A 25,877-nucleotide genomic window follows, 5' to 3' on the forward strand; every position below is an offset into this window, starting at 1 on the left:
CAAGTAAAAACTAAATTAAATTTTTAAAGCTTGCCGATTATCAAAGGGTTAAAGGCCTTTATAGAAACTACTAGGGTATCGCCTATTTTAATATCCTTGTAGGTGTTTTCAAATTCATCTTGACTAAGGGTAATTTTAATAATATCTTGATTTAATAAAAGCGTTAAAACATACATAATATCGCTTTTATTAATGTCTAGCAAAACAGCACCAAGTCTAAGTTTAGCACTTAAATTTGAATGAGTGAAAAATTCCTTAGTCTTAGCATCCTTTACTATTTGTCCATTTTTTATTTCAATTACTCTTTGTCCAAGTTTGTAAATTTCTGATAAATCATGGCTTACAAGCAAGGTAGTAATACCAAAATGATTTAGAGTCTTTGCTAGTTCATCTTGCAAGTGAGAACGCATTTTAAAATCCAATGCACTTAAGGGCTCATCCAAAAGTAAAATTTTAGGCTTTCTAGCAAGGGCCCTCGCAAGTGCTACGCGTTGAGCTTGTCCGCCTGATAATTCCTTAGGATAAGAGTGTTCAAGCTTTTTAAGCTCCATTACTTCCAAAAGCTCATCAATCCTTTTTTTATCATTACTTGCATAGGATACATTTTGTCTAACATTTAAATTTGGAAATAAGGCATAGTCTTGAAACATAAAACCTATACGTCTTTTTTGAGGTGCTAAATTTATGCCTTTTTTTGTATCAAGCCAAACTTCGTTTTCAACATCTAATCTTCCAAAATTTGGGGTTAAAAGTCCTGATATAATTCTAAGTAAGGTAGTCTTTCCAACTCCACTTTCACCAAATAAAACTGAAATTTTGCCATCTTCTAGGCTTGTTTTAAATTCTAAATTTAATAAACCTCTAACCGTGTTAATAGGGTGTTTTATATCAATATTTATCATTTTTTACCTAATAAGTGAATTTTTTATTTACAAAATAAAGGCTTAAAAGTATGATAAAGCTTAAAGCAAAAAGCACAAAGGCATAATGGTGTGCAAGGGTGTAATTTAAGGCCTCAAGCTCATCATATATAGCAATACTAGCAACTAATGTTTCTCCCTTTTTGTGTCCACCTATCATCATAACAACGCCAAATTCACCAACCGTGTGTGCAAAGGCCATAACACAACCTGTAAAAATTCCAACCTTTGAATTTGGGATAATTACCCTAAAAAGCGTGGCAATCTTACCCTTGCCAAGTGTATAAGAAGCATCGATTAAATTTTTACTTACCGAGGCAAAGGCACTTTGTAAGGGATTTACCATAAAGGGTAGGGAAAAAAGCATGGAGGCAAATACAAGACCTTCAAAGGTAAAAACTAGGGTTAAATTAAAGTATTCTTTTAAAAATTGTCCGACTGTGCTGTTTGCTGAAAAGGTAACCAGTAAATAAAAACCTAAAACGCTAGGTGGTAAAACCAAAGGCATAGCTACAATTACTTGAAATATAGGTTTTAAAGGAAAGCGTACAAAGACAAAAAAATAAGCACAAAAAATACCTACAAAAAAAAGTAAAAAAGTGGTTATAAAAGAGAGTTTAAAAGTAAGCCACAGGGTCTCTAAAAAAGCACTATCAAGAAACATTCATATCCTTAAAGTTATATCATTTTCTTTAATAAAACAAAGTTTTTCTTCATCTTCTTTAAGCACCATTTCTTCGCCTTTCTTAGCTGTCACAATAGCACTCAAAGTTAAGCCTTGAAAATCAATAAAGACCTGCCATAAAAGTTTGCCTTTTACTATCTTTATAATCTTTGCTTTAAAAGTATTTTCAACGCTTAATTTTGAGTTTAAATCTGCAAGAAAAAGTTCATTTTCCTTAAAAAGCATTTCTATTTTATTATTTACTGCTAGATTGTCTAAGCTTAATAAATCTATCATTAAAACACTAAAAACGACTTTATTAACGGATAAGCGGGCGATAACAATATCGCCCTCGTTACAAAGTTCTACAACTTCACCAACTAAGATATTCACGGAGTGTTAAATCCATATTTTTTAATAATGGTCTTTGCTTCATCACTAGCAATAAAGGCTGCAAAATCAGTAGCAAGTTTTTCTTTCTTGCCCTTAGCATATTTTGTTACAACGAAAGATTGTTCAAGTGGTTTAAAGTATTTTTCATCGATGATTACAGCTTTTCCTTTTGGATTATTAACTTCTGAAACTAGAGAAAAAGCTACTATTCCAACCTCTGCTGCCCCACTATCAACGTGTACCACTGGTTGAGAAATATTATCACCTAAAACGATTCTATCCTTGAAAGTATCATAAATTTTAAGATTGTTTAAAACCTCAGTAGCTGCAACGCCATAAGGTGCAACCTTAGGATTTGCAATACTTAAATGTTTAATCTTAGAACTTTTACCTTTAAGCCCTTCAATTCCATCTTTTAAAAAACTTTCATCCAAAGCATAAAGTGCTACAACGCCTAAAGCATAAATTTTTGGCTCACCAAGGGCGTTTCCATCTTGTGCGATTTGTGCAGCGTATTTTGCATCAGCTGAGAAAAATACATCAAATTCACGACCTTCTTTTAAAAGTTGATAATGCTTACCAGAAGCACCAAAAACAAACTCAACCTCGTCTTTTGGGTGAGTTTTCTTAAAGGCTTCGCCTACTTCTGTCATAGCCTTAGAAGCTGATGAAGCCACAAAAACGCTTATTTTTTCCGCACAAGCATTTGTAACGAAAAACAAAATTCCTAAAAAAATCAGAATTTTCTTCATTTTTATCCTTTCTAGTAAAATAAATTATTTCATTTTAACATAAAAAAATAATATCTTTCTTAATTTTTGAAATATCATTAAATAGGCATTTTAAGGACAAAAACAGCCCTTTTAATTTTTATTTATTTTATATTTACATAAAATGAAAATGCAATGATAGCTAAGCTTATTTTTAAATCTTTTCTCATAGTCTTTTAAGAATTTTTTACTTAAAAAAAAGGGACCAAAAGAATTTGTCCCGTTTAATTTTAAGTGTCTAAACACTGACAAAGCACTATCAAATTCAAGTTCAAATTTTTTTTCACTTAAATTTAAGAGATCAAAATTTTTTTTAAGTAAAATTTCATATTCTTTTAAGCTTAGATATTTTAAGCCAAGATTTGTACTAAGCTTTATTTGTTCTAAATTTTTTTTACCAAAACTTGATAATAATAAAAGCCCATTTTTATTTAGCATAGTTGTTAAGGTCGGTAAAATTTTTTCTATATTAAGCCATTGCAAACACGCATTTGAAGTGATTAAATCAAATTTTTGTTTACTTAAAGGCGAGCTTTTAATATCATTCATATCAAAAATATAAGCATCCTTTAAACCATAATCTAAGCAATCATTTTTTATATATCTTTTAAATTTAATAATTTTTTGAATTTTTTTGCTAAACTCACCTTGCCCGGCCCCAAATTCAAAGACATTATCAAAATTTAATAAATTATTTTTTTGCAAAAGTTCGCATAAAAGATCAGCCATTTTTGCCTGTACTATGGCATTTGTTTCATAGCTTTTTTTAGCCTTTAAAAAATTCAAAACTCATCCCAGCTATCAAAATAAAAAAATAAAAAATGTGGTTCATTTACAAAGATACATTCTTGAAAACTTGCCAAAAGGGCAGTATTTGGAAAGATTAAATCCCCTTTACTTGCATAAATTTTATCCCAAGAAAAATTTACTTCCTTAGTATTTAAAATATAATCATACAAGCTTTTAAGCTCTTTTTTAAGTTCTATTTCACTATTAAATTCAAAGGAATTTGTTTTACTTAAGTGTTTTCCAAAAAGAAAGGTTTTAAAATCATCAATTTTTAAATTTTTAATGGTTTTTAAAAAAAGTGTAGGGGGAATTCCTTTTTCTTTATGAATTCCAAAATTTGTACCATTAATGGCGATTTTTTTATTAAAGCTTAAATTTGATAAAAAATGAGTAGCTACGCAAACTCCCATAGAAAAGGCAATAAGGCTTATTTTATCGTAATTTTTTATATCTAATTTTGGCAAAGTTAAATCCTTATAATCATATACCATTAAAACATTTTTTTTGCTACTTAAATGCTGATAATGGCAAGGCTTGCTTGCAAAACCTGCAAAAAATATTATAAGTTCTTTTGAATTTTTATTAAGATGCAAAAACTGCGTTTTCATAAAAAACTCACTAGATTTTTTATTTCTTCTTTGTTTAAATCACTATGCAAAGAAAAGCGAATTCTAGCACTATTTTTTGCTACGCTTGGTTCTTTAATGGCCGGGGCGAAAAAACCTGCTTTTACTAATTTTAAGGAACTTTCTAAGGCTTTTTCATTTGAGCTTAAAATTAAGCTGATTATATAAGCATCCCCTAAGACATTTAAATTTTTTTCTAGTAATTTATCTTTAAAAAAGCTTGAAATTTGCATTAAATTTTGTCTTCTATCTTCAAAGAAGGCTAGTTTTTTAAAGATAAATAAGGACCAAGCTACATTTATGGGAGGTAGGGCAGTTGAGTATATAAAGGCCCTAGCTTTATTTATGAAAAAATCCTTAAAATTGTTATTACAAATCATACAAGCACCCATTGAAGAAAGGGCCTTTCCAAAGGTAAAGATTATAAAATCAATCTCTTTTTCAAGTTTTAAAGCCTTTATTCTACCCATTCCATTACCAAAACAACCAACTGAATGTGCCTCGTCAATGTAAAGTAAGATATTTTTATAGCTTTTTTTGATTCTTACAAGGCTTTCAAGGTCGCAAAAATCACCATCCATGCTAAATAAGGCTTCGCTTAGAATGATTATATTTTCATATTCTTTATGATATTTTTGCACTAAGCTTTCTAAATCCTTTAAATCATTATGTTTAAAACGGCGAAAATTTGCCCTACCAAGTTTTAAACCATCAATCATACTTGCATGAATTTGTCTATCGGCTAAAAAAAGGGTATTTTTTAAACTTGCTAAAGCACTTACACAAGAAATATTTAAGTGATAGCCACTATTAAAATGAAGACAGCTTTTGCTTTCAAAAAAGGTGCTTATAAAGCTTTCAAGTTCGCTAAAAATACTAAAATTTCCACTTAAACTCCTTGAACTCGTGCTTGAAAAATATAAATCATCCTTTTTGATAGAGATTAAAAACTCATTTTTTAAATTTTGCAAAGAGGATAAATTTAAATAATCATTACTTGCTAAATTTAAAAGTTTTTTACCACTTTTAAATACGAATTTATCATATTTTTTTAAGGGTGTTAGTTCTCTAAAATTTGCATTATCTTTTAAATCTTGCAATATTTTTGAAATTTGCATAAATTTTTTCCTAAAATTTAAAAATTTAAAGTATTATTGTGCCAAAATAAATTTAATAAAGAAGTAAAAAATGAATAGCAAAGAGCTTAAAAATTTGGATTTAAAACACATTTGGCATCCTTGTTCGCAAATGAAAGATTATGAGAATTTGCCCTTAATTCCTATAAAAAAGGCAAAGGGCGTTTGGCTTTATGATTTTGATGATAAGCCATATTTAGATTGTGTGAGTTCTTGGTGGGTAAATCTTTTTGGACATAGTAACAAGTATATTAACAAAGCCATTAAAAGGCAACTTAAAAGCTTAGAACACGTGCTTTTAGCAGGTTTTTCTCATGAAAGCATTATAAAACTTTCAAGCCGTTTATGTTCGCTTTTGCCATATCAAAAATGCTTTTATGCAGATAATGGGTCTTCTGCTGTTGAGGTCGCTTTAAAAATGAGTTTTCATTATTTTTTAAATAAGGGCGTCAAAAAAAGTAAATTTTTATCCCTTGAAAATGCCTATCATGGTGAAACCTTAGGCGCGTTAAGCGTTGGAGATGTGGCACTTTATAAAGAAATTTATACCCCCTTACTTTTAGAATGCCTTAAAACCCCTGTGCCAAAAAGTGATGATTTTGAAAATGAATTAAATGCCCTTAAAAACATACTTCAAACACACTCAAAGGACCTTTGTGCCTTTATCTTAGAACCTCTGGTTCAATGTGCTGGAAATATGCATATGTATAGTGCTAAATTTATAGACGAGGCTATTAAGCTTTGTCATAGTTTTGGGGTGCAAGTTATCTTTGATGAAATAGCTACTGGATTTGGTCGTACGGGTACTATGTTTGGGCTTAATCAATGCGAAGAAAAACCTGATTTTATCTGTCTTTCAAAGGGTATAACGGCTGGTTATTTGCCACTATCTGTCGTAATGATAGATAATAAAATTTATGATTGTTTTTATGATAGCTATGAAAACAATAAGGCTTTTTTACACTCTCATAGCTACACAGGAAACGCTTTAGCTTGTGCAGCTGCAAATGCTTGTCTTGATATTTTTGAAAAGAAAAATATCATAGAAAAAAATAAAATTTTAAGTGAATTTATAAAAAAAGAATTTGAAAACTTGAAAGAATTTGAATTTTTAGGAAATTTTAGACAAAGGGGAATGATTTATGCCTTTGATATTGTAAAAACAAATAAAAATAGGGCTGGTCTTTTTGTCTTTGAAAAGGCCTTGCAAAAAAATATTTTATTAAGACCTCTTGGAAATACTATTTATTGTATGCCACCTTATGTGATAAAAAAAGATGAAATTTCTATGGTAGTAAGGGTGCTAAAAGAAATTTTTAGCAAAGAAAATTTAGTTTAAAATTTTTTGCATATTAAGCTTAAAATCATTATTTATCACGCTTTTTTCATTAAAAAAATCAACATTTATCAATGGAATTTGCGTGTAATTTTTAATAAATTCATCTTGCAAAATATCTTTTTTGCCCATCATTACTATACATAAAATTTTAATTTTTCTTTGTTTTAAGGCATCTATGCTTAATAATATGTGATTAATGCTACCTAAATAATACTTAGCCACTAAAATAGTAGGAAAATTAAACTCACTCATATAATCAATCATGGTTGTTTTTTCATCAATAGGAGTAAAAAGCCCACCAGCTAGTTCTATAACTAGTTTATCGCTTTTTGGAATTTTTATATCAAAGGCATTAAATTTAGCATTTTCAAGAATTTTAGCACGATGTGGAGAAGTAGGAGTTTTTAAAAAAAAACCAGTTTCAAAAATCTTTGTTTTTTGGCTAAATTTAGCTATAAGCTCACTATCTGTTGGAACACCAGCTTGTATAAGTTTAAAATAATCAAAATTTAAATTCGCACACATTAACGCACTTAAATGAGTTTTGCCTGCATCTGTATGAATACCACTTATATAAATTTTCATTGCAATTTCCTTGATAAATATTTGATTGTATCAAAATAGGGTTAAAAAGGTTATAATAATATAAAATTTATAATCTTATTTAAAGGAGCTTAAAATGCCCTACACCCTATAAACAAAACTAAAAGCAAATAAATTTTTTTTGTACCTTAGGAATAGAAATAAGCTTACCAGAAGAAGTAGACACATATAGTAATAAAGGGAATTTTGAGATAAGAATTAAGAATATAAATTTAAATGAGATAACAAAACAAAGCAACAACACAATAATAAAAAATTCCCCTATATTTATATATGTACAAGAAAGCAAACAAAACTATATAGCAAAATTACAGGATAAAGAATTTATCTTTAAAATAAATTTAGATAAAAATTTGCAAAGAAATAAATAAGGACAATTAATATTTAGAAAATACATTATGTCAACTTTATAAGATATTTTTCTTTATAGTATATTTTTATAGCATTGTGTGAAATAAAAATCTTTCATGTTTTGTATGATTACATAAAGCATAAAAGAAGCACAAAGAAAGTTTAGCACTTGGTCATACAAGGAATAAAAATTTATTTTAATAAATAAAGTTTAATTTTTATGTTATTTTAAATAATATTCAATTTGTTCTTTTTTAAGTATGCGAATAAGATTACTAGAACCTTCAACGCCTGTAGGAAAACCAGCAGTTAAAATATAGCTTTCGTTTTTATTCATATAATTTAACTTAACGCTTGTTTTAACGGAATCTTTAAGCAAAAGGACAAGCTCATCACTTGGATTTACTAAAATAGCAGGATTAACGCCCCAAACTATGCTTAAAAAATTTAGTGTTTTTTCACTATGTGCAATGGCTATTATATCTATATTTGGGCGATATCTTGCTATTTTAATAGCCGATTTACCACTACTTGTTAGGGCAAAAATGGCATTAACACCCAAATCAACGCCGATATGAGTGGCACTAGCCATAATTTTATCAGTCTCATCAAGATAATCAAAAAGATTAAATTTATTATAAGGATAATTTTTTTCTGTTTCTATAATGGTTCTAGCCATTACATTTACAGCATTTGCAGGGTCAATTCCAATTGCACTTTCCTCGCTTAACATTACAGCATCGCTTCCATCTAAAACAGCATTTGCCACATCTGAAATTTCAGCTCTAGTAGCATTCTTAGTTTTTGCAAGAGAAAAAAGCATTTGAGTAGCTGTTATTACAGGTTTTGAGGCGATATTTGCCTTTTGAATAATTTCTTTTTGAATGTTAGGTACTTTGTAGTAAGGTACTTCTATACCCAAATCTCCCCTAGCTACCATTATGCCATCGCTTATTGCGATAATCTCATCTATATTTTCAACGGCGTCAAATTTTTCTATCTTTGCAAAAATAGCAATCTTAGCCTTATTTTGTGTTAAAATTTCCCTTACTTCTGTAATATCATGTGCGTTTTGTACAAAAGAAATAGCTAAAAAATCAATCTCATTTTCAATGCCCCAAAGCAAATCAGCCTTATCTTTTTTTGTTATAACATCGATATTTATCTTAGTATTTGGAAAATTTATACCCTTATTTGAATTTAAAAAACCATCATTTTCTATGATAGTTTCTATAAAATCATTATGAATTTTACTAACTCTAGCACTAATTGAACCATCATAAAGATAAATATGCTCATTAACCTTTAACATAGCTAAAACTTCACTATGATTTATACTAAGCTTGTAGTGATTATTAGCAATTTTAACGCCTAGTGTTTTATCCTTATAAAAGTCAAGTCTATCATCTTTTTTTAACTCAAATGGTGCTTGAAGTTCGCCTGTTCGTATCTTTGGACCACTTATATCTTGTAAAATTCCAACCCTAATATTTAATTCTTTTGAAATTTCTCTAATTTTTTCAAGATTAGTTTTATGATATTCATGACTTCCATGAGAAAAATTTAAGCGAAAAACATTTACGCCATTAAGAATCATTTGACGCAAAATCTCTTTGTTTTCGCTTGTAGGTCCAATTGTGGCTACTATTTTTGTCTTTTTTTGCATTAAATTATTTTATAGTAACTCACTAGTAAATTTATCTTCATCAAATTTTTGTCCTAAATACTTACAAACAATCTTACAATCGCGTTCAGCATTACCTAAACAACTTGTAGCACCAGGACTTGGAGTCATATTAAAAATTACCCCTTCAACATCGGTAATACTAGCTTCTCCAAGCATAATTTCACCCTTGGTCCTATCAATTACTTGAGGTCTTACCCCTCCAAAACCATCAGCATAATAAATATCGCTAGGCTTTAAGCTAGGAACAATTTTTTTAGCATTTTTTACAAATAAATATCTATTGAAAATTGGAATTTCATAAAGATAATTATAAAGCAAATAGTTACGAACCATTGAATCTTTCATAATATCAAAGGCAATTTTCATAAATAATCTATCAATTTTTAAAGTAGAGAAAAATTCAGGCATAGATTTTAAACCATGGTATCTTTCAAGCTTTGGTAAAACAAGGGCTGTTGGTCCAAAACGAGTATTCATATCAGCCAGTAAATCAGGGTCTCCATGCAAGGCAGCAAATGGCAATTTAGGATTTTGAACCATATAAACCTTACCATTTAATAGCTTTTGTTTTGTTAAGTAAAAGCTACCAGCAACAGGCCAACAACATTTATCAAGTCCTACACCTAATTTATGAGCTAAAAATAAAGAATGAGCTCCAGCATTTACTACAAGGGCTTTTGCGTGATATTCTTTATAATCAGTAGTGCGAATATAAAAGCCACCATCCTTTTTTTCTATAAAATTTACTTCTTGATTAAAGGCTACAAGTGTGTTTTTGCCTTGTTTTTGTCCTTGTTCAACCAAACTTTCACTCATTTTTCCATAATCAACCGTGGTAAATACCTCACCAGCTTCAATACCCATTCCAGCGATATTTTCAGGTCTATCATTACTAAAATTTTCATCTAGTGCAACGCGTGGTTCTATTTCTTTTATCTTTGTTTTGTCAAAAAATTTAATATATGGATAAAGTTCTTTAAATTCTTCGTATCTAGTTTTCATATATTCACATTCGCTATCTCCAACGGCAAGTGCCATTTTTTGATGAGAAAACATAAATTTATTTTCTGCGTTTTGTAGTTTTCCATATTTAATAATCATATCAGCAGTTCTTTTAACCTTTTTTGCCTTTTCAAAGGTATAATTTGTTTCAATATCCCCACAGTGTATAGTTTGAGAATTACTAGTTCCCTTGCTATTTAATGTAGCAGGTGCGTTATATTTTTCTATCAAAGCGATATTTTTAATATCTGTATATCTTGCAAGTTCGTAAAACAAAGCTGCACCAGAGATTCCAGCCCCAATAATAAGTACATCAAATTCATTTTGACTCATCTATTATTCCTTTTTAAATTCTTTCATAGGAAAGTTTAATGCAATTTCTTTTATAAAAAAATAAAAGCTTAAATAAGCTACCTTAAATGAGTATTTTGGTAACATATTTAAGCATTCATATGAATTAAATATCAATTTTAGTCCATTTTAGCCTATAAACAAAAATTAAATATTTTGTTATAAAATTGTAACCTTTTTTTAAAATATTGCATTTTCTTAAGTTTTTTATTATAAATTTGGATTTTCTTTTAAAAGCTTTTGCATACCCCTAAAAATAAGCAATCTATCAAAAATGGCATTATCAAAATAATTTGCTAAAAATTTACCATCTCCTCCTGTAAAATAAAGTTTTTTATTTTGTGTAGCGTCTTTTATTAACAAATAAATTCCCTTAAAAACGGCATAACTTAACGCATCGCTTGTTTTTTGAGCAAAGGCATCAAGGCTAATTTGAGTGTTAAATTCACATTTTAAACGAGATGAAATGGACGCATAAATTTTTCTATAATTTGCAATGCCAGGCAATATAAAACCACCAAGGTGCATAGAATTTGCCATTATATCAACCGTTATAGCACTTCCTGCATCAACAACCACTCCATCACTTATGGTATAACAAGCAGCGATTCTATCAACTCCAAGCCCTTGATAAATGGTATCAAAATTAAAATAAGGTTCTAAATCTACAAAATTTTTTTGTGTTTTTAAATGTTCTTTTATACTCTCATTTACATTGATAAAATATATTTTTCTATCGCTTTTAAAATCTAAAAATTTATCAATACTCATACTAAAATATTTTGTTTTTTCTAAAAAACTAGCACTGGAATTTCCTATATCACATAAGAGCATATAAATCCTTTTTCTTCTAAAATAGTTTTAGCCTTAGAACAAAGTGCGTTTTTAATAAAAAAATATCTTAGTTTTTGTTTTAAATTGAAAGTTTTATAAAGTTCTTCTTGCAAGCTAAGTAAGGCTAGGCCGTCTTTTTGTAAAAATCTATTTTTGCCCTCATAAGACATACAAAAGGCGTTTGAATTTAAGGCACAAAATATAGTTTTTTTCTTAGTAAATGCTTTTAAATCAATATAATTCATATTTGTAAAATTTAGCATGTTTATTCCTTTATTTAAAGTGTTCATAATAAATTTAAAATCTTATTAGAATAATAAAGCTTATCCCCATCCATAAAGGACATTTCTTCTTCAATTCCTTCTAGTTTAAAAACTTGAAAATCATTTAAATTTAAATCACTTTTAATCAAATAACCCGTTTTTTCCACCATATAAAGTGCATCATTATAAATATTAGCCTTTGTAAAAATGGCAAAATCAAATTTTTTTTCAGCCATTTTTTTAAGATTAAAATCTGTTTTTATAATGTTTCCATCCTTGCAAAATATAAAAATTTCATTCTCACCTATAGCTAGGGTTTTAATATCTGCATCTTGATAAAGAATTTGTTCGTAATTTGTTATAGCAATTATTTTTTTAGCCGTTGTAGCTATGATTTTATCTTGTATTATGTCTAAAAAAATCACATTATTAAAAAAATAATCTGCTGAAACTACTATATTTTTTATTATCGCATAATCTTGTCTAGATATGATGATTAATTTTCCATCTAAACTAGGATATATAATGTTTTCATCTAAAAAAATAGGTGCAGCGATACGACTATCTTGCCCAGAGGTCGCAGTTAGGGCATAAGAAAATTTAACACCTAAACTTCTATTTGCTAAAACTATAGAATTATTTGCTAAAACCAAGGCTATATCATCTCCACTAGTACTAACGCTTACAACACTAGCCTCGAAATTTTCAGTATATAATTCCTCGCCTATACTATCATAAATTTTTAATATCCCATCATTGTTAGCTACTATAAATTCGCCATCTTCATAAGCTAAAAGATTGTATCCCTTTTTAAGCTTGAAATTTAAGCTATCTGCGTAGTTTTTAGCTATTACTGAGTTATTTTTAAGTTTGGCACTAAAATTATTCCAATCTGTTATAGTAGAACTTAATTTTTCATCATAGCTTAATTTAGCTTCTATTTTTTCAGGGTTAAAATATTGTCTTTGTGTGGTACAAGCACTAAATATTAAACATATAAGGCATAAAAAAATTCTCATTTAAATGCCTTGATAGTGTTTTAAATTTTGAGAAAGTTGTTCTAAGCTTGAATTTGGCTTAATTTTATTTAATAAAATATTTGCCTCTTTGATTTTATTTTCTTCTAAAAGCTTAAAGGCTTGTAAAATAGTGCTAAAATCTTTTAAAAAAATGGAATTTTCATTAAAATTTAAGACTAAAATATTTTTTAACAAGGGATTTAATTTTTCATTTTTTGTAAGGGTTTTTAACTCTTCTAGGTTTGAATCTAAATTTTGGGCAAGAAAAATAGCATATAAATTTATATTTTTATCTTTTAATAATTTAATTGTCGTACTATCATTTGAATTTTGCATTAAACTAGCGTATAATTCATTACTTGTTTGAATATTGCTTTCTTGTACCTTTTGGATTATAAGGGTAGTAATAAAATAAAGTACCAAAATAATTAAAATAGCAAGTATGTAAAATTTATATTTTTTAATAAATCTTTCGCCCTTAATAAATTTTTCTATGAATTGTTCTTCTGTGTTTAAACCACTTTTGACAGCCTCTAAATTTTCTTTAAATGCCAAAATTTATCCTTTTTTGTAAATTTAAAAAGTGCAATTGTAACATAATAAAAATAAAATATTCTAAATAAAGCTTTATTATGTTATAATTTTTAAAATTTTTTTGACAAGGTTTGGATAATGCAAATTGATGAAAAACTACTTACAAAACTTGAAAAATTAAGCACTTTAAAAATTTCTAATGAAAAAAGAAGTGAGGTTATCGCACAACTTAGCGAGATTGTAACTTTTGTAGAAAAACTTAACGAATTAGATTTAAGTCAAAAAGAAGTTGTGGTAAGTACAATTGGTGGTGGAACGCCTTTTAGAAAGGATGAACCAAAGAGTAGTGAGGTTGTGGATATGGTTTTAAAGAACGCTCCAAGGCATGATGGACATTTTTTCTCAGTGCCTAAAATTATAGAGTGATTAACTTAATATTTAAGAGTTATATTGTAAAATTGTAAAATTATTTTTTAGGAAGAAAAGTTTATGAATTTTTACTGGTTTGATGTACTTATTTTAGGTTTTACCTTTCTTTTGGGATTAAAGGGTGGAGTTAATGGACTTGTTAAAGAAATTTTCGGTCTTATAGGCATTATAGGTGGTGTTTTTATTGCTGCTGTTTATTCTGATGAGGCTGCAAAATTTATCCAAGAAAATCTTTATAATATAGACAATAAAGACCTTGCGTCCTTTGCTGGTTTCTTATCTATATTAATTATTTTTTGGATTATATGCTTAATTTTAGGTTCTTTCATAGCAAGACTTGTAAAATTTAGTGGACTTAGCTTTTTAGATAGAATAGGTGGTTTTATTTTCGGTAGTGCCAAGGTTTTTTTAATTTTTGCTATATTGGTTTTTTGTATAGAAAAAATAGGACCTTTAAAAGATAAACTTGATAGCTTTGCAAAAGATAGTTACACTTTATCGGTACTTAAAAATACTGGTGCGTACATTATGAATCAACCATTAGCACAAAATCCTTTACAAGAATTAAAGCAAGATATTAACTCAAATATACAAGAATTAGGACAAAATATACAAGAAGGTACTCAAGAATTAAAAGACAATGTGCAAGAACTCAAGGATGATTTAATACAAGGAGTGCAAAATGATAATTGAAAATATGGAATATGATGCCTTGCTTGAAAGATTTAAGAAAATTCTAAGACAGGGTGGACTTAAATATACAAAGCAAAGAGAAATTTTACTTCAAACTCTGTACCATAACGATATGCATTATACCCCTGAAAGCTTATATATGGAGATTAAGCAAGGTGTGCCTGATTTAAATATAGGCATAGCAACCGTTTATAGAACCTTAAATTTGCTTGAAGAAGCAGAAATAGTAACTTCTATATCCTTTGGTTCATCGGGTAAAAAATACGAACTTGCTAATAAGCCTCATCATGACCATATGATATGCAAAAATTGTGGCAAGATTATAGAATTTGAAAATTCCGTCATAGAAAGACAGCAATCCTTAGTAGCAAAAGAACATAACTTTAAGCTTACCGGGCATTTAATGCAACTTTATGGAACTTGCAGTGGTTGTACTCAAAAAGTTAAGGTAAAAATTTAAATGTTTGATAATGTTTTAGAACAACAAAGAATCGCTAAGGCCGATACCTTAAAAAATGCAGGGATAAATCCTTATCCACATTTTTTGCAAAAGGATATGTCGATTGTAGAATTCAAAGAAAAATTTTCTCATATTCTAAATAGTGAAAATAAAAGAGATGAAAGTATAAATATTTTACTTGCTGGTAGGCTTAAATTACTAAGAGTGGCGGGAAAATCTACCTTTGCAAATATAGAAGATGAAAAGGATAATATTCAAATTTATTTTAATAAAGACAGCTTAGGCGAAGAAAAATATAATCTTTTCAAAAAAAACTTAGAAGTAGGCGATATTATAATTGTTCGTGGTTATCCCTTTGTAACTAATACAGGGGAATTTAGCATTCATCTTAATGACTTAAAACTTGCCGCAAAGGCTATTTCGCCATTGCCTGAAAAATTTCACGGCTTAACTGATATAGAACTTAGATATAGAAAACGTTATTTAGATATGATTATGAATAAGCAAGTAAGAAAGGATTTTATAACGCGTTCAAAGATACTTAGCTTAATAAGACATTTTTTTGAAGAAAAAAACTTTTTAGAAGTAGAAACGCCAATGATGCATCCTATCGCAGGAGGGGCAAATGCAAAACCTTTCGTAACCTTTCACAATGCTTTGGGCGTTGAGAGATTTTTAAGAATTGCACCTGAACTTTATTTAAAAAGACTTATAGTTGGTGGCTTTGAGGCTATTTTTGAAATAAATCGTTGTTTTAGAAACGAGGGCATGGATTTAACACATAATCCGGAATTTACAAGCATTGAGTTTTATTGGTCTTATCATAATTATAAGGATTTAATGAATTTAACCGAAGAGCTTTTAATTTTTCTTTTGAAAGAATTAAATTTAGGACAAGTTATAGAATATGATGAAATGAAAATCGATTTTACACTTCCTTTTAAAAGGCTAACTTATAAAGAAGCACTTAAAGAATATGGTTTGATAAATGAAGATATTTTTGGGAATAAAAATGCTATAATAGAATTTTTAAAAACTCATAATATTGATGTTAATGAGAGATTAGATTTAGGGCATTTGCAAGCTGAACTTTTTGATAATTTTGTAGAAAATAAGCTGATAAATCCAACCTTTATCACAGATTTTCCTATATCTATAAGTCCTTTGTCAAGAAGAAGTGATAGTGATGAAAATATAGCTGAACGTTTTGAGCTTTTTATCGCAGGTAAGGAACTTGCAAATGGTTTTAATGAGTTAAATGACCCAAAAGACCAATATGAGAGATTTTTAAAGCAAATTGAGGCTAAAAATGCAGGTGATGAAGAAGCTTGCGAAATGGACGAGGACTTTGTAAGTGCACTTGCCTTTGGTATGCCACCAACAGGAGGTGAGGGCATAGGCATAGATAGGCTTGTCATGCTATTAACTGGTAAAAAATCCATTCGTGACGTGATTTTATTCCCAGCTATGCGTCCATTAAAATCAGAATTAAAAGAAGGATAAATATGAGCTTAGAACAATTTGACAAAGATATTTTTGATTTGACAAATAAAGAACTCGCTAGACAATGCGAGGGTTTAGAAATGATAGCAAGTGAAAACTTTACCCTACCGGAAGTTATGGAGGTTATGGGTAGTGTTTTAACAAATAAATATGCAGAGGGCTATCCGTATAAAAGGTATTATGGTGGCTGTGAATTTGTAGATGAGATTGAACAAATTGCGATTAATCGTTGTAAAAAGCTTTTTAATTGCGAATTTGCAAATGTTCAACCAAATTCAGGCTCTCAAGCAAATCAAGGTGTTTATGCTGCTTTATTAAGTAGAGGCGATAAAATTCTTGGTATGGATTTAAGCCATGGAGGTCACTTAACACACGGGGCTAAGGTTAGTAGTTCGGGTAAAATGTATGAAAGTTTTTTTTACGGGGTTGAACTTGATGGTAGAATTAATTATGATAAGGTTTTAGAAATTGCTAAAGTGGTTAAACCAAAGCTTATAGTTTGTGGGGCGAGTGCTTATGCAAGGGTGATTGATTTTGCTAAATTTAGAGAAATTGCCGATGAGGTCGGGGCTTATTTATTTGCAGATGTTGCACACATAGCAGGACTTGTTGTAGCAGATGAACACCCAAGTCCTTTTCCGCACGCCCATGTTGTAAGTTCTACTACTCATAAGACATTAAGGGGTCCAAGAGGTGGCATTATAATGTGTAATGATGAAGAACTTGCTAAAAAGATAAATTCAGCAATTTTTCCAGGCATTCAAGGTGGTCCTTTAATGAATGTTATCGCGGCTAAGGCAGTTGGATTTAAATTTAATCTTAGCCCGGAGTGGAAAATTTATGCAAGTCAAGTTGTAAAAAATGCAAAAACTCTTGCTAAGGTTTTAATGCAAAGAAATTATAAATTAGTAAGTGATGGCACTGATAATCACCTTGTTTTAGTTTCTTTCTTAGATAAAGAATTTAGTGGCAAGGATGCAGATTTAGCACTTGGTGATGCTGGAATTACGGTTAATAAAAACACGGTCCCTGGTGAAAAAAGAAGTCCTTTTGTAACAAGTGGTGTTAGAATAGGTACTCCAGCCCTTACAGCAAGAGGGTTCAAGGAAAAAGAAATTGAAGTTGTGGCAAATTACATTGCCGATATTTTAGATGATATCAACAATAAAGATTTACAAACAAGTATTAGAGAAAAGCTCAAAATTCTTGCAAAAGATTTTATTATTTATTCAAAGGCTATGTTTTGATTTCAACAATGGACATGTCGCTTATAAAAATGATAAGCGACCATTATTACATTAAAAAAGACAGAATTATAAGTAAATGTGAATACAGAGGTCGTTATTTTTTCGACAGATTTGAAAGAGTGAACGCCCTTTTAAGTGCTAATGTTTTAAGAGAACATGCATCAAAGAAAATCATTGTAGCACATGATTTAATCACTCGCAATAATAAGGTTGAAAATATAGTGTTTGATTACAATGGCTTTAACACTGATAGATTTTGGCATAGGGCCCAGCTTATTTTAAGAGAAGAGGGTTTTATGAATTTCACAGCTTATAAAACAAAAACACCTGGCCATTTGCATTTGTATATACATAAGGGTCATACAGCATTAACAGAAGGTTATTCACTGGCCTCAAAGCTTTCTATGATGTTTGCAAGTAAAATGCCTGTTGAGTGGCGTGTTTTTCCAACTATGGATATGCCAAGAGATTTTAATATTTTAATTGTTCCTTACGAAGTGTTCCAAAAAGAACGTGGTAGTTCGTGGGCAAGACATATGTAAAAGGAGTAAAAATGGAAAATGAAAATAAGACAGAATTTGATGATATTATCTTAGAAAAAAGCAATAAAAGTGAAAAAATCAAAAAAATCCTTTTGCGTGTTATTGCCTTAGTTATACTATTTTTAGTAATACTTTTAGTGTATAAATTGTTTAATGGCAATCAAGAAAAAGAGATTGTCCCAAGTGAGCCAATTAGTGGCTTAGATGATAAAAATGGCTTTAAGGACATTCCATTAACCGAATTAACAGAAGAACAAAATCAATTTGAGTTATTAAAACAAAGTCTTGCAAAAGAAGAAAATAATGAACAAAATGCTACCCTTGTTACTAGTGAAATTCCAGCTCCACCACCTAGTGAAGAAATAAAGCCAGAACCACCTGCACCAAAGCAAGAAATTCAAAAGCCTACGCAAAGTAATACTATAAATGTAGCTAAAAACGAAAAGCAAACAAAACCTGCTACTACGCAAAAACAAGCTGATTCTAAAGAACTTTTCAAAGAGATACCAGCCCAAAAGATAGAACCTATTTTACATAAGCAAAGTGGTTTACCTGTTGGTACTTATGTACAAGTATTTTCTGTAGAAAATGTTGATAAAAGGTCAAAGGATTTAACAGCATTAAAACAAAAAGGCTATGAATATAAGCTTTATAAAACAAAGGTTAATAATAAGGACATTACTAAGGTTTTAATAGGACCTTTTAGTAAAGATGAGGTAAATGCTGCACTTACTAAAATTAGAAAAGATGTGGAAAAAGACGCCTTTGTATTTACCTTAAAACCTTAAAATGAAAGTTTTAGCCGTTATAGGTAATCCTATAAACCACTCTAAAAGCCCAAGAATTCATAATAATGCCATTAAATTCTTAGGGCTTGATGCTATTTACACACGTTATTTATTAAATGATAAATCTTTACTTAAAGAAAAATTTTTAAAACTTAGATTAAATGGGGCAAATATAACAATTCCCTTTAAAGAAGAAGCCTTAAATATAGCAGATATTAAGGATGAAAATGTAGTTAAAATAGGCAGTGCAAATACTCTCATTTTAAAAGATAATAAAATTTATGCTTATAATACCGATGCACCTGGCTTTTTACAATCTATTAAAGATTATAAAGATATCAAAAAAGCCCTTATTTTAGGAGCAGGTGGCAGTGCAAAGGCTATAGCATTTGCCTTGAATTCAAAAAACATAAAATGCACAATTGCAAATCGTTCAAGTTCTCGTTTTAAGGACTTTAAGGACTATAAAACTTCTTTATATGAAAATTTGCAAGATTTTGAATTTGACATAGTTATTAATACAACTCCGGCCGGTTTAAATAATGATAATTTGCCTTGCGATGAAAATTTATTAAATAAGCTTTTATCAAATGCCAAATTTGGCTGTGATATAGTTTATGGAAAACAAACTCCTTTTTTAAATGCTTGCAAAAAACATAAGTTAATTTTTAAAGATGGGGCTGATATGCTTTTGTGGCAAGGGGTTTTTGCCTTTGAATTATTTTTTGATATAAAAGATAAAGAAACACTTATAAAACAAGCTATGCAAGAAGCATTAACTTTATAAAGGAATATTATGGCTTATACTGTTATAGAGGTTCAAAAACTTACTGGCGTTTCATCTCATACTATTCGTTTTTGGGCTAAAAAAGGATTGTTACCCTTTGTACAAAAAGACAAAAATTTAGTAAAATATTTTAGTATAACAGATGTGGAATGGGTTAGGTGGATATCTTATTTGCGTTCTATAAATATGAGTTTAAAGGATATTAAGACTTATATTTACTTATCGACAAAGGGTATTGATAGTGCATCTGATAGAAAAAAAATGCTTGAAAATCAACTTGAAAATATAAATAAAGAAGTACTTAAATTAGAAAAAGCAAAGGAAATGCTAAAATATAAAATTGGCGTTTATGACAAGATTATAAAAACGGGCATTGATGAGTATAACCCAGAAAGTAGGAATTACCAAAAGAAAACAAGGAAGAATAAATGAAAAAAATAATTTTAAGTGGCTTTGTTAGCCTTATTTTAGTAGCTTGTGCAAGCAATTCTGGTTTAAAAGAAATAAAATATCAACAAGAAAATGCATCTAGCTTAAATGGGGTTCAAAAAGAATTTTATGCAAATGGTAATGTTCGAAGTGAAAAGATATTTAAAAATGGCGTTTGGCTTGGGGAATATAAGGAATTTTATGAAAGTGGGGCTTTAAAATTAAAAGGAAATTATAAAAATAATAAGGCAAATGGGACCTTTATAGAATACTTTGAAGATGGTAAAATTTATAAAAAATATAGCTTGAAAGATGATTTAAAAGATGGAACTTATAAGGAGTATTTTAGTAACTCAAAATTAAAAGAAGAAATAGATTTTAAAAATGGTAAGAAAAATGGTACTTATAAGGCGTATTATGATAATGGTAAAACAAGCCTTAGTGGTAAATTTAAAGATGATATAAAGATAGATGAGTGGATAAGTTATTTTGAAACAGGTACTAAGCATACCTTGCAATTAATTTATGATAATAATATCACTGGCAAGGATATAGTGTATTTTGAAGATGGTTCTATTAAGAAAGAAGAATATTATAATAAGGTAGGTCAAAAGGATGGGGTATTTAGGGAATTTTATGCTATTAATACGCCAAAATTTGTAAAAACTTATAAAAATGATAAGCAAAATGGGGTATTTTATGAGTATTTTGCAAATACTCAACTTTATAAAGAATATACTATGAAAGATGATTATTTTATAGGTTTTTATAAGGAATTTTATGAAAATGGGGTTTTGCGTTTTGTTACAAAATATAACAATAAGGGTCAAAAAGAAGGAGCTGAAAATAATTACAGCAAACAAGCCACGCTTTTATCAAGTTTGATTTATAAGAATGATAAATTAAATGGACTTTGTAAAACTTATCATGAAAATGGCGAGTTAAAGACTCAGGCCTTAATGAAAGATGATAAGGTTGTAGATATTAAAAAATTTTATGATCAAAATGGTAAATTTTATGCACAAGAATTATTTGATGAACATGGTCAAAAGCTAGAATATAAAAGTTTTTATGAGAATAATTCCTTAAAAAGTGAAGAATATTATAAAAATGGAAAAGTAGATGGGCTTAGCAAGGGTTTTTATGAAGATGGCACCTTGCAATATGAAATTCAAAATAATAATGGCGTAAAAGGGGTATTTAAAGAATATCATAAAAATGGACAATTAAGTCAAAGTGGTAGCTATAAATATGGCACAAAGCATGGCTGGATTAATTTTTATAATGAAGATGGTAAATTTATTAAAAAAATTTATTATCAAAATGGGATAGCTATTGATTGAAATTTTATAGTTTATATTATAAGAGAACAATAAAAAAAGCCAAGCAGTCCTTGTTTTTACAAATTAATTATTTATTTTTTTGATTCGTAATTTTCTTTACAATAAGATATTTGTTCTAGTAAGTCTTTATCGCTTACTAATTTTATTGCTTCGTCACCATTTTTTCCATTAATTAATCTCAATAGGTCTTTGCATTGATATTCTGTCGGTGGGTTACTTGAAGTAGTAGTACTTAAACAACCACTCAAAAACACAGCAATTAAAGCGATGCCAATCTTAATAATTTTTTGCATATTTTTTCTTTTTTACAAAATTTAAAAATTAAAACAATTGCCTATCTAAGATAAGCACTTATTTTTTAGGCGTTACAAGCATGTTAACATAACGTCCTTCACAGTTTGGTTCTTTGTCGCAATTTGCTTTATTTTCTATCATTTGCCAAATTTTTTGAAGTAAAGAAATACCAGCTTCTGGCGTTGTAACCTCGCGTCCTTTTAAAAAGACACGAAAACGTACATGTTTTCCTTGTTCTAAAAATTCTAAAGCGTGTTTTACTTTATAATTAATGTCATTTTGAGCAATTTTAATAGAGAGTTTTATCTCTTTAATATCGATAACCTTTTGTTTTTTCTTGGCTTCTTTTTGCTTTTTTTCTTGTTGATAACGAAATTTTCCAAAGTCCATTATTTTGCAAACTGGGGGCTTAGCATCAGGTGCTATCATTACCAAATCAAGTCCTAAGCTATTAGCAATCTTTAAACCCTCGTCGCTACTGATAATGCCATAAACCTTGCCATCATCACCTATGCAACGAATTTCATCTGCTCTAATTTCTTCATTGAGCAATGCTTCTTTTTCTTTACTCAAAAATGTACCTCACTAATTTTCTCCTTAATAAAATCAATAAATTTATCCAAAGTTAAATTCCTTTGAATTTTAGCCCTTCTATCGCGTAGGGCGACACTTTTATTTGTTAACTCCTCATCTCCTATTACTAAAATCATTGGTAATTTTTGTTTTTCTGCACTACGAATTTTTTTAGCTAAAGTTTCGTTTTTATCATAAATTTCACTATCTACATTAAGTTCTAAAAGCATTCTTTTTATACTTTTTGCATATTCTAAATGTTTGTCATTAACTATAACTATACCAACGCCAACAGGGGCTATAAAAAATGGAAATTCCCCTCCACAATGTTCTGTTAAAATTCCTATAAATCTTTCAAAACTTCCTAAGATTGCACGGTGAAGCATTACGGGCTGTTTTTTTTCATTATTTGAATCTGTATATTCCAAATTAAATCTTTGAGGTAGGTTAAAATCTACTTGAATGGTCCCACACTGCCATTTTCTTTTAAGTGCATCGGTAATTTTTATATCAATCTTTGGACCATAAAAAGCCCCACCACCTTCATCTATACCATATTTTAAGCCTTGTTCATTAAGAGCATCTTTTAAGGCCTTAGTAGCTTCTTCCCAAATTTCATCAGCCCCTATTGACTTTTGAGGCTTTGTTGAAATTTCTAGTTCATAATTAAAGTCAAAAAGTTCCATTAATTTATCTACAAATTCTATAATCTCTAAAACTTGAGATTTTATCTGACTTGGCATACAAAAAATATGTGCATCATCTTGGGTAAATTCTCTAACTCTAAATAAGCCATGTAAAACTCCACTTTTTTCATGGCGATGCACTACGCCATATTCAAAGAATTTTAAAGGCAAATCCCTATAACTTCTTAATTCATTTTGATAAATTTTAATGTGCCCTACACAATTCATAGGCTTTATGCCATATTCTTGCTCATCAATTTGAGTAAAGTACATATTTTCCTTATAGTTTTCATAATGCCCACTAATCTGCCAAGCCTTAGCCTTTAAAAGCTCAGGTCCACGAACAGGCTCATAATCTCTTAATCTATGAATTTTATAAAGCATTTGTTCAAGTTTACTTCTAAGTCTAGCACCCCTACTTAGCCATATAGGTAATCCCCCACCTATATCATCATCAAAGCTAAATAATTTTAACTCATTACCTAATTTTCTATGGTCTCTTTTTTTAGCCTCTTCTATAATGTGTAAGTATTCTTTTAAACTTTCTTTATCAGCAAAGGCCGTACCATAGATACGAGTAAGCATTTCTCTTTTTTCATCACCACCCAAATAAGCCCCTGCAATTCGAGTTAGTTTAAAAAATCGTAAAAATTTAGTATTTGGCAAGTGAGGACCACGGCATAAATCTTCAAATTCACCTTGCTTATAAATGCTAACCATGCCATCAGGTATACGAAGCATTACTTCTTGTTTTAAATCATCATCCTTAAATTTAGCTATTGCGCCTTCTTTTGAAAGTTCGTATTTTTGTATATCTTGCTTTTTTTCAGCAAATTCTTTCATCTTTTTTTCAATCTTTATTAAGTCCTCATCATTTAAACTCTCATTTACTCTAAAATCATAATAAAAGCCATCTTCTATAACAGGACCTACAAAAAATTTAGCCTCGGGATATAAACTTTTAATAGCCTGTGCCATTAAATGAGCACAAGAATGCCTTAAAAGTTCTAAACTTTTTTGAGAATTATCAAAATATATAGGCTTAAAAGTAGTATTATCTGCACTTTGAGTGTCTAAAATTTTGCCTTCATTTTCATAGCCAATTATTTCTTTTTCCATATTTAACCTTAATATTTATTATATTTATTGAATTTTTCAAAGCTTAATTTTAACTTTAAAAGGCTTAATTGTTTTTTAAATTGATTTTTTTTAAAATTCAAATTCACTCCATGCATTTAAAACGCCCTTAGAATATAAAACTAAAAACACTCCTCCAAGTATAATCCTATAAACACCAAAGGGGATAAAATCAAATTTACTTATGAATTTTAAAAAGAATTTAATCACAAAAATAGCCACAAAAAAAGATACCACAAAGCCTATTAAAAGTGGTAAAAAAGCGTTATTGTTTGAGAGCATGGAGGGTTCTTGATAAATGCTATAAGCAGTGGCAACTATCATAGTTGGAATGGCTAATAAAAAAGAAAATTCAGCCGCTACCTTTCTATTAAGTCCAAGTAAAAGCCCTCCTATGATACTTGCCCCACTTCTTGAAGTACCAGGAATCATGGCAAGGGATTGTATAATGCCTATAAGTAAGGCTTGTTTATAGCTTATTTCATCTAGTGAATTTACTTGATAGCTTTTATTTTTATGCAAATATTCTATTATTATAAAAATAAGGCCTCCAAGTATTAACATAATGGCTACTATATAGCCATTAAAAAGATTGTTTAAATAATCTGATACAAAAAAGCCTATGCAGCCAGTTGCAAAAAAACCAAGTCCTAGTTTAAACCATAGCAAAAAGCCTTGTATAAGTTTTTGCCAAAAGACAACTATTACTGCAAGTATTGAACCAAGTTGGATAATAATTAAAAAGTACTTCCAAAAATCATTTCTTTCAATGCCTAAAATTTGAGCACTTAAAATCATATGCCCGGTTGAAGAAACGGGCAAAAATTCAGTTAATCCTTCGATTATCCCAAGTATAAAAGCGTAAAAACTAATACTATCCACAAAAAAACCTAGTCTAAAACTTTAGCCAAATGTGCTTTATAATTAGACATAAAGGTGCGAATTTGTGGATTTTTAACTACATCATTACACATAAAAATAGGTAAAAAAGTCATCCCACAAAACTCATGCAATTTTCTTAAATGAAAATAAACCATATCTACGCCCTTTGCTTCAAAAAAATCATTTTCTTCTACAAAGGCTGAGTATGGGGCATTCCAAGTTACACTAAGCATTACTTTTTTATCATTTGCAAGCCCACCTTTGCCGTAGTTTTTATTAGGATTTGTATTGCTTCTTCCATCATTTTTATATAAAACCCCAGCTCCGCCAAGTGAAAAAACTTTATCTATGTATTTTTTAACTATCCACGGCTCACCCATCCACCAAGCAGGCATTTGATAAATTATAAGCGAAGACTTAGAAATTTTTTGTATCTCTTCATCTATATTATAACCCCTTTCTATAAAGGTTTCAAGCACTTCATAACCCCTTTTTAAAAGCTCTTCTTTTGCTATTTCTTGTAAAGTGTGATTAAGTCTTGTAGAATCATTACAAAATTTTTTAGAACCATTGATTAATAAGGCTGTTTGCATTTAATCCTCCTTTGAATTTTTGTAATTATAAATCATTATGATAAATTTTTAAGGCAAATTTTGAAAAATTATTCAAAATTTAGCCTTCAATTTTTAATACTTCTTGCTTTTTACATCACTTAATATATCATTAGAAATTTTACTAACATTATCAGAGATTATAGATGATTGATTAGCAATTTCAACATTATCCTTGGTATTTTGGTCAAT

At 29.4% G+C, this 25,877-nt stretch carries 29 protein-coding genes and 2 pseudogenes; 11 read left to right on the forward strand and 20 right to left on the reverse strand.

Features of this window, described 5'->3' with window-relative positions; all coding sequences use genetic code 11:
• Positions 1–23 precede the first annotated feature (23 nt).
• From FMM56_RS01240 to FMM56_RS01270, 7 genes are all read right to left on the reverse strand, one after another.
• Positions 24–902 (reverse strand): sulfate/molybdate ABC transporter ATP-binding protein, encoded by an 879-nt coding sequence (locus FMM56_RS01240; RefSeq protein WP_150207541.1) that lies wholly within the window; start codon positions 900–902, stop codon positions 24–26.
• Positions 903–909: 7 nt separating this feature from the next.
• Positions 910–1,584, reverse strand: coding sequence for a molybdate ABC transporter permease subunit (modB, locus tag FMM56_RS01245; RefSeq protein ID WP_150139625.1), 675 nt, complete (start codon positions 1,582–1,584; stop codon positions 910–912).
• Positions 1,585–1,977: a molybdenum-pterin-binding protein gene (locus tag FMM56_RS01250; RefSeq protein WP_150207544.1), complete on the reverse strand. Its 393-nt coding sequence runs from the start codon at positions 1,975–1,977 to the stop codon at positions 1,585–1,587.
• The gene (gene modA / locus FMM56_RS01255; protein WP_150139628.1) at positions 1,974–2,729 is read right to left on the reverse strand and encodes a molybdate ABC transporter substrate-binding protein; all 756 of its coding nucleotides are present in this window, start codon (positions 2,727–2,729) and stop codon (positions 1,974–1,976) included. Before modA ends, FMM56_RS01250 begins: the two co-directional genes overlap by 4 nt.
• 111 nt (positions 2,730–2,840) lie before the next feature.
• Positions 2,841–3,533: a methyltransferase domain-containing protein gene (locus FMM56_RS01260; protein WP_150139630.1), complete on the reverse strand. Its 693-nt coding sequence runs from the start codon at positions 3,531–3,533 to the stop codon at positions 2,841–2,843.
• Positions 3,530–4,144 carry a pimeloyl-ACP methyl esterase BioG family protein gene (locus tag FMM56_RS01265; RefSeq protein ID WP_150206045.1) on the reverse strand — a complete coding sequence of 205 codons (615 nt, stop codon included), beginning with the start codon at positions 4,142–4,144 and terminating at the stop codon, positions 3,530–3,532. Before FMM56_RS01265 ends, FMM56_RS01260 begins: the two co-directional genes overlap by 4 nt.
• Positions 4,141–5,280: an aminotransferase class I/II-fold pyridoxal phosphate-dependent enzyme gene (locus tag FMM56_RS01270; protein WP_150139634.1), complete on the reverse strand. Its 1,140-nt coding sequence runs from the start codon at positions 5,278–5,280 to the stop codon at positions 4,141–4,143. Before FMM56_RS01270 ends, FMM56_RS01265 begins: the two co-directional genes overlap by 4 nt.
• 70 nt (positions 5,281–5,350) lie before the next feature.
• Between FMM56_RS01270 and FMM56_RS01275 the strand changes: the two genes are divergently transcribed.
• Positions 5,351–6,637 (forward strand): adenosylmethionine--8-amino-7-oxononanoate transaminase, encoded by a 1,287-nt coding sequence (locus FMM56_RS01275; protein ID WP_150139636.1) that lies wholly within the window; start codon positions 5,351–5,353, stop codon positions 6,635–6,637.
• On the opposite strand, the gene bioD is transcribed toward FMM56_RS01275, so the two are convergent.
• The 7 genes from bioD to FMM56_RS01310 form a co-directional block, all read right to left on the reverse strand.
• On the reverse strand, positions 6,629–7,222 hold the full coding sequence (gene bioD / locus FMM56_RS01280) for a dethiobiotin synthase (protein ID WP_150139638.1): 594 nt from the start codon (positions 7,220–7,222) through the stop codon (positions 6,629–6,631). The two genes, FMM56_RS01275 and bioD, sit on opposite strands and share 9 nt — an antisense overlap.
• Positions 7,223–7,814: 592 nt before the next feature.
• Positions 7,815–9,257: a pyruvate kinase gene (gene pyk, locus FMM56_RS01285; protein ID WP_150207546.1), complete on the reverse strand. Its 1,443-nt coding sequence runs from the start codon at positions 9,255–9,257 to the stop codon at positions 7,815–7,817.
• A 9-nt stretch (positions 9,258–9,266) separates the two neighbouring features.
• Positions 9,267–10,613 (reverse strand): FAD-dependent oxidoreductase, encoded by a 1,347-nt coding sequence (locus FMM56_RS01290; protein ID WP_150139642.1) that lies wholly within the window; start codon positions 10,611–10,613, stop codon positions 9,267–9,269.
• 228 nt (positions 10,614–10,841) lie between these two features.
• Positions 10,842–11,465, reverse strand: a complete 624-nt coding sequence (locus FMM56_RS01295; protein WP_150139644.1) for a type III pantothenate kinase — start codon at positions 11,463–11,465, stop codon at positions 10,842–10,844.
• Positions 11,447–11,728 carry a tram-like protein gene (locus tag FMM56_RS01300; protein ID WP_223810135.1) on the reverse strand — a complete coding sequence of 94 codons (282 nt, stop codon included), beginning with the start codon at positions 11,726–11,728 and terminating at the stop codon, positions 11,447–11,449. The genes FMM56_RS01295 and FMM56_RS01300 overlap by 19 nt, the downstream gene beginning before the upstream one ends.
• 23 nt (positions 11,729–11,751) lie before the next feature.
• Positions 11,752–12,747, reverse strand: a complete 996-nt coding sequence (locus tag FMM56_RS01305; protein ID WP_150139647.1) for a hypothetical protein — start codon at positions 12,745–12,747, stop codon at positions 11,752–11,754.
• Positions 12,748–13,302 (reverse strand): hypothetical protein, encoded by a 555-nt coding sequence (locus tag FMM56_RS01310; RefSeq protein WP_150139649.1) that lies wholly within the window; start codon positions 13,300–13,302, stop codon positions 12,748–12,750.
• A 117-nt stretch (positions 13,303–13,419) separates the two neighbouring features.
• On the opposite strand from FMM56_RS01310, the gene gatC reads away from it, so the two are divergent.
• The 10 genes and pseudogenes from gatC to FMM56_RS01360 all read left to right on the forward strand — a co-directional run bounded on the left by gatC (position 13,420) and on the right by FMM56_RS01360 (position 21,502).
• Entirely contained in the window at positions 13,420–13,707 is a 288-nt protein-coding gene (gene gatC, locus FMM56_RS01315; protein WP_150139651.1) for an Asp-tRNA(Asn)/Glu-tRNA(Gln) amidotransferase subunit GatC, read from the forward strand.
• Positions 13,708–13,770: 63 nt separating this feature from the next.
• Positions 13,771–14,331 (forward strand): annotated as a pseudogene (locus FMM56_RS01320) (CvpA family protein); the annotation flags it as partial.
• Positions 14,332–14,392: 61 nt separating this feature from the next.
• On the forward strand, positions 14,393–14,863 hold the full coding sequence (locus FMM56_RS01325; protein ID WP_150207548.1) for a Fur family transcriptional regulator: 471 nt from the start codon (positions 14,393–14,395) through the stop codon (positions 14,861–14,863).
• Positions 14,864–16,366 (forward strand): lysine--tRNA ligase, encoded by a 1,503-nt coding sequence (gene lysS / locus FMM56_RS01330; RefSeq protein WP_150207550.1) that lies wholly within the window; start codon positions 14,864–14,866, stop codon positions 16,364–16,366.
• A 2-nt stretch (positions 16,367–16,368) separates the two neighbouring features.
• Positions 16,369–17,613, forward strand: a complete 1,245-nt coding sequence (locus tag FMM56_RS01335) for a serine hydroxymethyltransferase (RefSeq protein ID WP_150139659.1) — start codon at positions 16,369–16,371, stop codon at positions 17,611–17,613.
• Entirely contained in the window at positions 17,610–18,155 is a 546-nt protein-coding gene (locus FMM56_RS01340; protein ID WP_150139661.1) for a DUF1882 domain-containing protein, read from the forward strand. The genes FMM56_RS01335 and FMM56_RS01340 overlap by 4 nt, the downstream gene beginning before the upstream one ends.
• A gap of 11 nt (positions 18,156–18,166) precedes the next feature.
• Entirely contained in the window at positions 18,167–18,943 is a 777-nt protein-coding gene (locus FMM56_RS01345) for an SPOR domain-containing protein (protein WP_150207553.1), read from the forward strand.
• A 1-nt stretch (position 18,944) separates the two neighbouring features.
• The gene (locus tag FMM56_RS01350; RefSeq protein ID WP_150207555.1) at positions 18,945–19,730 is read left to right on the forward strand and encodes a shikimate dehydrogenase; all 786 of its coding nucleotides are present in this window, start codon (positions 18,945–18,947) and stop codon (positions 19,728–19,730) included.
• Between the two features lie 9 nt (positions 19,731–19,739).
• On the forward strand, positions 19,740–20,162 hold the full coding sequence (locus tag FMM56_RS01355; protein ID WP_150207557.1) for a MerR family transcriptional regulator: 423 nt from the start codon (positions 19,740–19,742) through the stop codon (positions 20,160–20,162).
• Complete coding sequence (locus FMM56_RS01360) at positions 20,159–21,502, forward strand: toxin-antitoxin system YwqK family antitoxin (RefSeq protein ID WP_150207559.1); 1,344 nt, start codon at positions 20,159–20,161, stop codon at positions 21,500–21,502. The genes FMM56_RS01355 and FMM56_RS01360 overlap by 4 nt, the downstream gene beginning before the upstream one ends.
• 71 nt (positions 21,503–21,573) lie before the next feature.
• On the opposite strand, the gene FMM56_RS01365 is transcribed toward FMM56_RS01360, so the two are convergent.
• From FMM56_RS01365 to FMM56_RS08860, 6 genes and pseudogenes are all read right to left on the reverse strand, one after another.
• Complete coding sequence (locus tag FMM56_RS01365) at positions 21,574–21,795, reverse strand: hypothetical protein (protein WP_150207561.1); 222 nt, start codon at positions 21,793–21,795, stop codon at positions 21,574–21,576.
• Between the two features lie 58 nt (positions 21,796–21,853).
• Entirely contained in the window at positions 21,854–22,369 is a 516-nt protein-coding gene (gene infC / locus FMM56_RS01370) for a translation initiation factor IF-3 (RefSeq protein WP_150207563.1), read from the reverse strand.
• Positions 22,366–24,174, reverse strand: a complete 1,809-nt coding sequence (gene thrS, locus FMM56_RS01375) for a threonine--tRNA ligase (RefSeq protein WP_150139673.1) — start codon at positions 24,172–24,174, stop codon at positions 22,366–22,368. Before thrS ends, infC begins: the two co-directional genes overlap by 4 nt.
• 90 nt (positions 24,175–24,264) lie before the next feature.
• Positions 24,265–25,065: an undecaprenyl-diphosphate phosphatase gene (locus FMM56_RS01380; RefSeq protein WP_411675333.1), complete on the reverse strand. Its 801-nt coding sequence runs from the start codon at positions 25,063–25,065 to the stop codon at positions 24,265–24,267.
• Between the two features lie 17 nt (positions 25,066–25,082).
• Positions 25,083–25,667, reverse strand: coding sequence for an NAD(P)H-dependent oxidoreductase (locus FMM56_RS01385; RefSeq protein ID WP_150139677.1), 585 nt, complete (start codon positions 25,665–25,667; stop codon positions 25,083–25,085).
• 93 nt (positions 25,668–25,760) lie between these two features.
• Positions 25,761–25,877 (reverse strand): annotated as a pseudogene (locus tag FMM56_RS08860) (methyl-accepting chemotaxis protein); the annotation flags it as partial.

This window comes from Campylobacter sp. LR264d (genome assembly GCF_008633895.1).
Taxonomy (GTDB): domain Bacteria; phylum Campylobacterota; class Campylobacteria; order Campylobacterales; family Campylobacteraceae; genus Campylobacter_D.

Coding starts and splice junctions, on each gene's coding strand:
- FMM56_RS01240 (WP_150207541.1), bottom strand. CDS start 902: ATGATAAATATTGATATAAAACACCCTATTAACACGGTTAGAGGTTTA.
- modB (WP_150139625.1), bottom strand. CDS start 1,584: ATGTTTCTTGATAGTGCTTTTTTAGAGACCCTGTGGCTTACTTTTAAA.
- modA (WP_150139628.1), bottom strand. CDS start 2,729: ATGAAGAAAATTCTGATTTTTTTAGGAATTTTGTTTTTCGTTACAAAT.
- FMM56_RS01265 (WP_150206045.1), bottom strand. CDS start 4,144: ATGAAAACGCAGTTTTTGCATCTTAATAAAAATTCAAAAGAACTTATA.
- FMM56_RS01270 (WP_150139634.1), bottom strand. CDS start 5,280: ATGCAAATTTCAAAAATATTGCAAGATTTAAAAGATAATGCAAATTTT.
- FMM56_RS01275 (WP_150139636.1), top strand. CDS start 5,351: ATGAATAGCAAAGAGCTTAAAAATTTGGATTTAAAACACATTTGGCAT.
- bioD (WP_150139638.1), bottom strand. CDS start 7,222: ATGAAAATTTATATAAGTGGTATTCATACAGATGCAGGCAAAACTCAT.
- pyk (WP_150207546.1), bottom strand. CDS start 9,257: ATGCAAAAAAAGACAAAAATAGTAGCCACAATTGGACCTACAAGCGAA.
- FMM56_RS01290 (WP_150139642.1), bottom strand. CDS start 10,613: ATGAGTCAAAATGAATTTGATGTACTTATTATTGGGGCTGGAATCTCT.
- FMM56_RS01295 (WP_150139644.1), bottom strand. CDS start 11,465: ATGCTCTTATGTGATATAGGAAATTCCAGTGCTAGTTTTTTAGAAAAA.
- FMM56_RS01300 (WP_223810135.1), bottom strand. CDS start 11,728: ATGCTAAATTTTACAAATATGAATTATATTGATTTAAAAGCATTTACT.
- FMM56_RS01305 (WP_150139647.1), bottom strand. CDS start 12,747: ATGAGAATTTTTTTATGCCTTATATGTTTAATATTTAGTGCTTGTACC.
- gatC (WP_150139651.1), top strand. CDS start 13,420: ATGCAAATTGATGAAAAACTACTTACAAAACTTGAAAAATTAAGCACT.
- FMM56_RS01325 (WP_150207548.1), top strand. CDS start 14,393: ATGATAATTGAAAATATGGAATATGATGCCTTGCTTGAAAGATTTAAG.
- lysS (WP_150207550.1), top strand. CDS start 14,864: ATGTTTGATAATGTTTTAGAACAACAAAGAATCGCTAAGGCCGATACC.
- FMM56_RS01335 (WP_150139659.1), top strand. CDS start 16,369: ATGAGCTTAGAACAATTTGACAAAGATATTTTTGATTTGACAAATAAA.
- FMM56_RS01345 (WP_150207553.1), top strand. CDS start 18,167: ATGGAAAATGAAAATAAGACAGAATTTGATGATATTATCTTAGAAAAA.
- FMM56_RS01350 (WP_150207555.1), top strand. CDS start 18,945: ATGAAAGTTTTAGCCGTTATAGGTAATCCTATAAACCACTCTAAAAGC.
- FMM56_RS01355 (WP_150207557.1), top strand. CDS start 19,740: ATGGCTTATACTGTTATAGAGGTTCAAAAACTTACTGGCGTTTCATCT.
- FMM56_RS01360 (WP_150207559.1), top strand. CDS start 20,159: ATGAAAAAAATAATTTTAAGTGGCTTTGTTAGCCTTATTTTAGTAGCT.
- FMM56_RS01365 (WP_150207561.1), bottom strand. CDS start 21,795: ATGCAAAAAATTATTAAGATTGGCATCGCTTTAATTGCTGTGTTTTTG.
- thrS (WP_150139673.1), bottom strand. CDS start 24,174: ATGGAAAAAGAAATAATTGGCTATGAAAATGAAGGCAAAATTTTAGAC.
- FMM56_RS01385 (WP_150139677.1), bottom strand. CDS start 25,667: ATGCAAACAGCCTTATTAATCAATGGTTCTAAAAAATTTTGTAATGAT.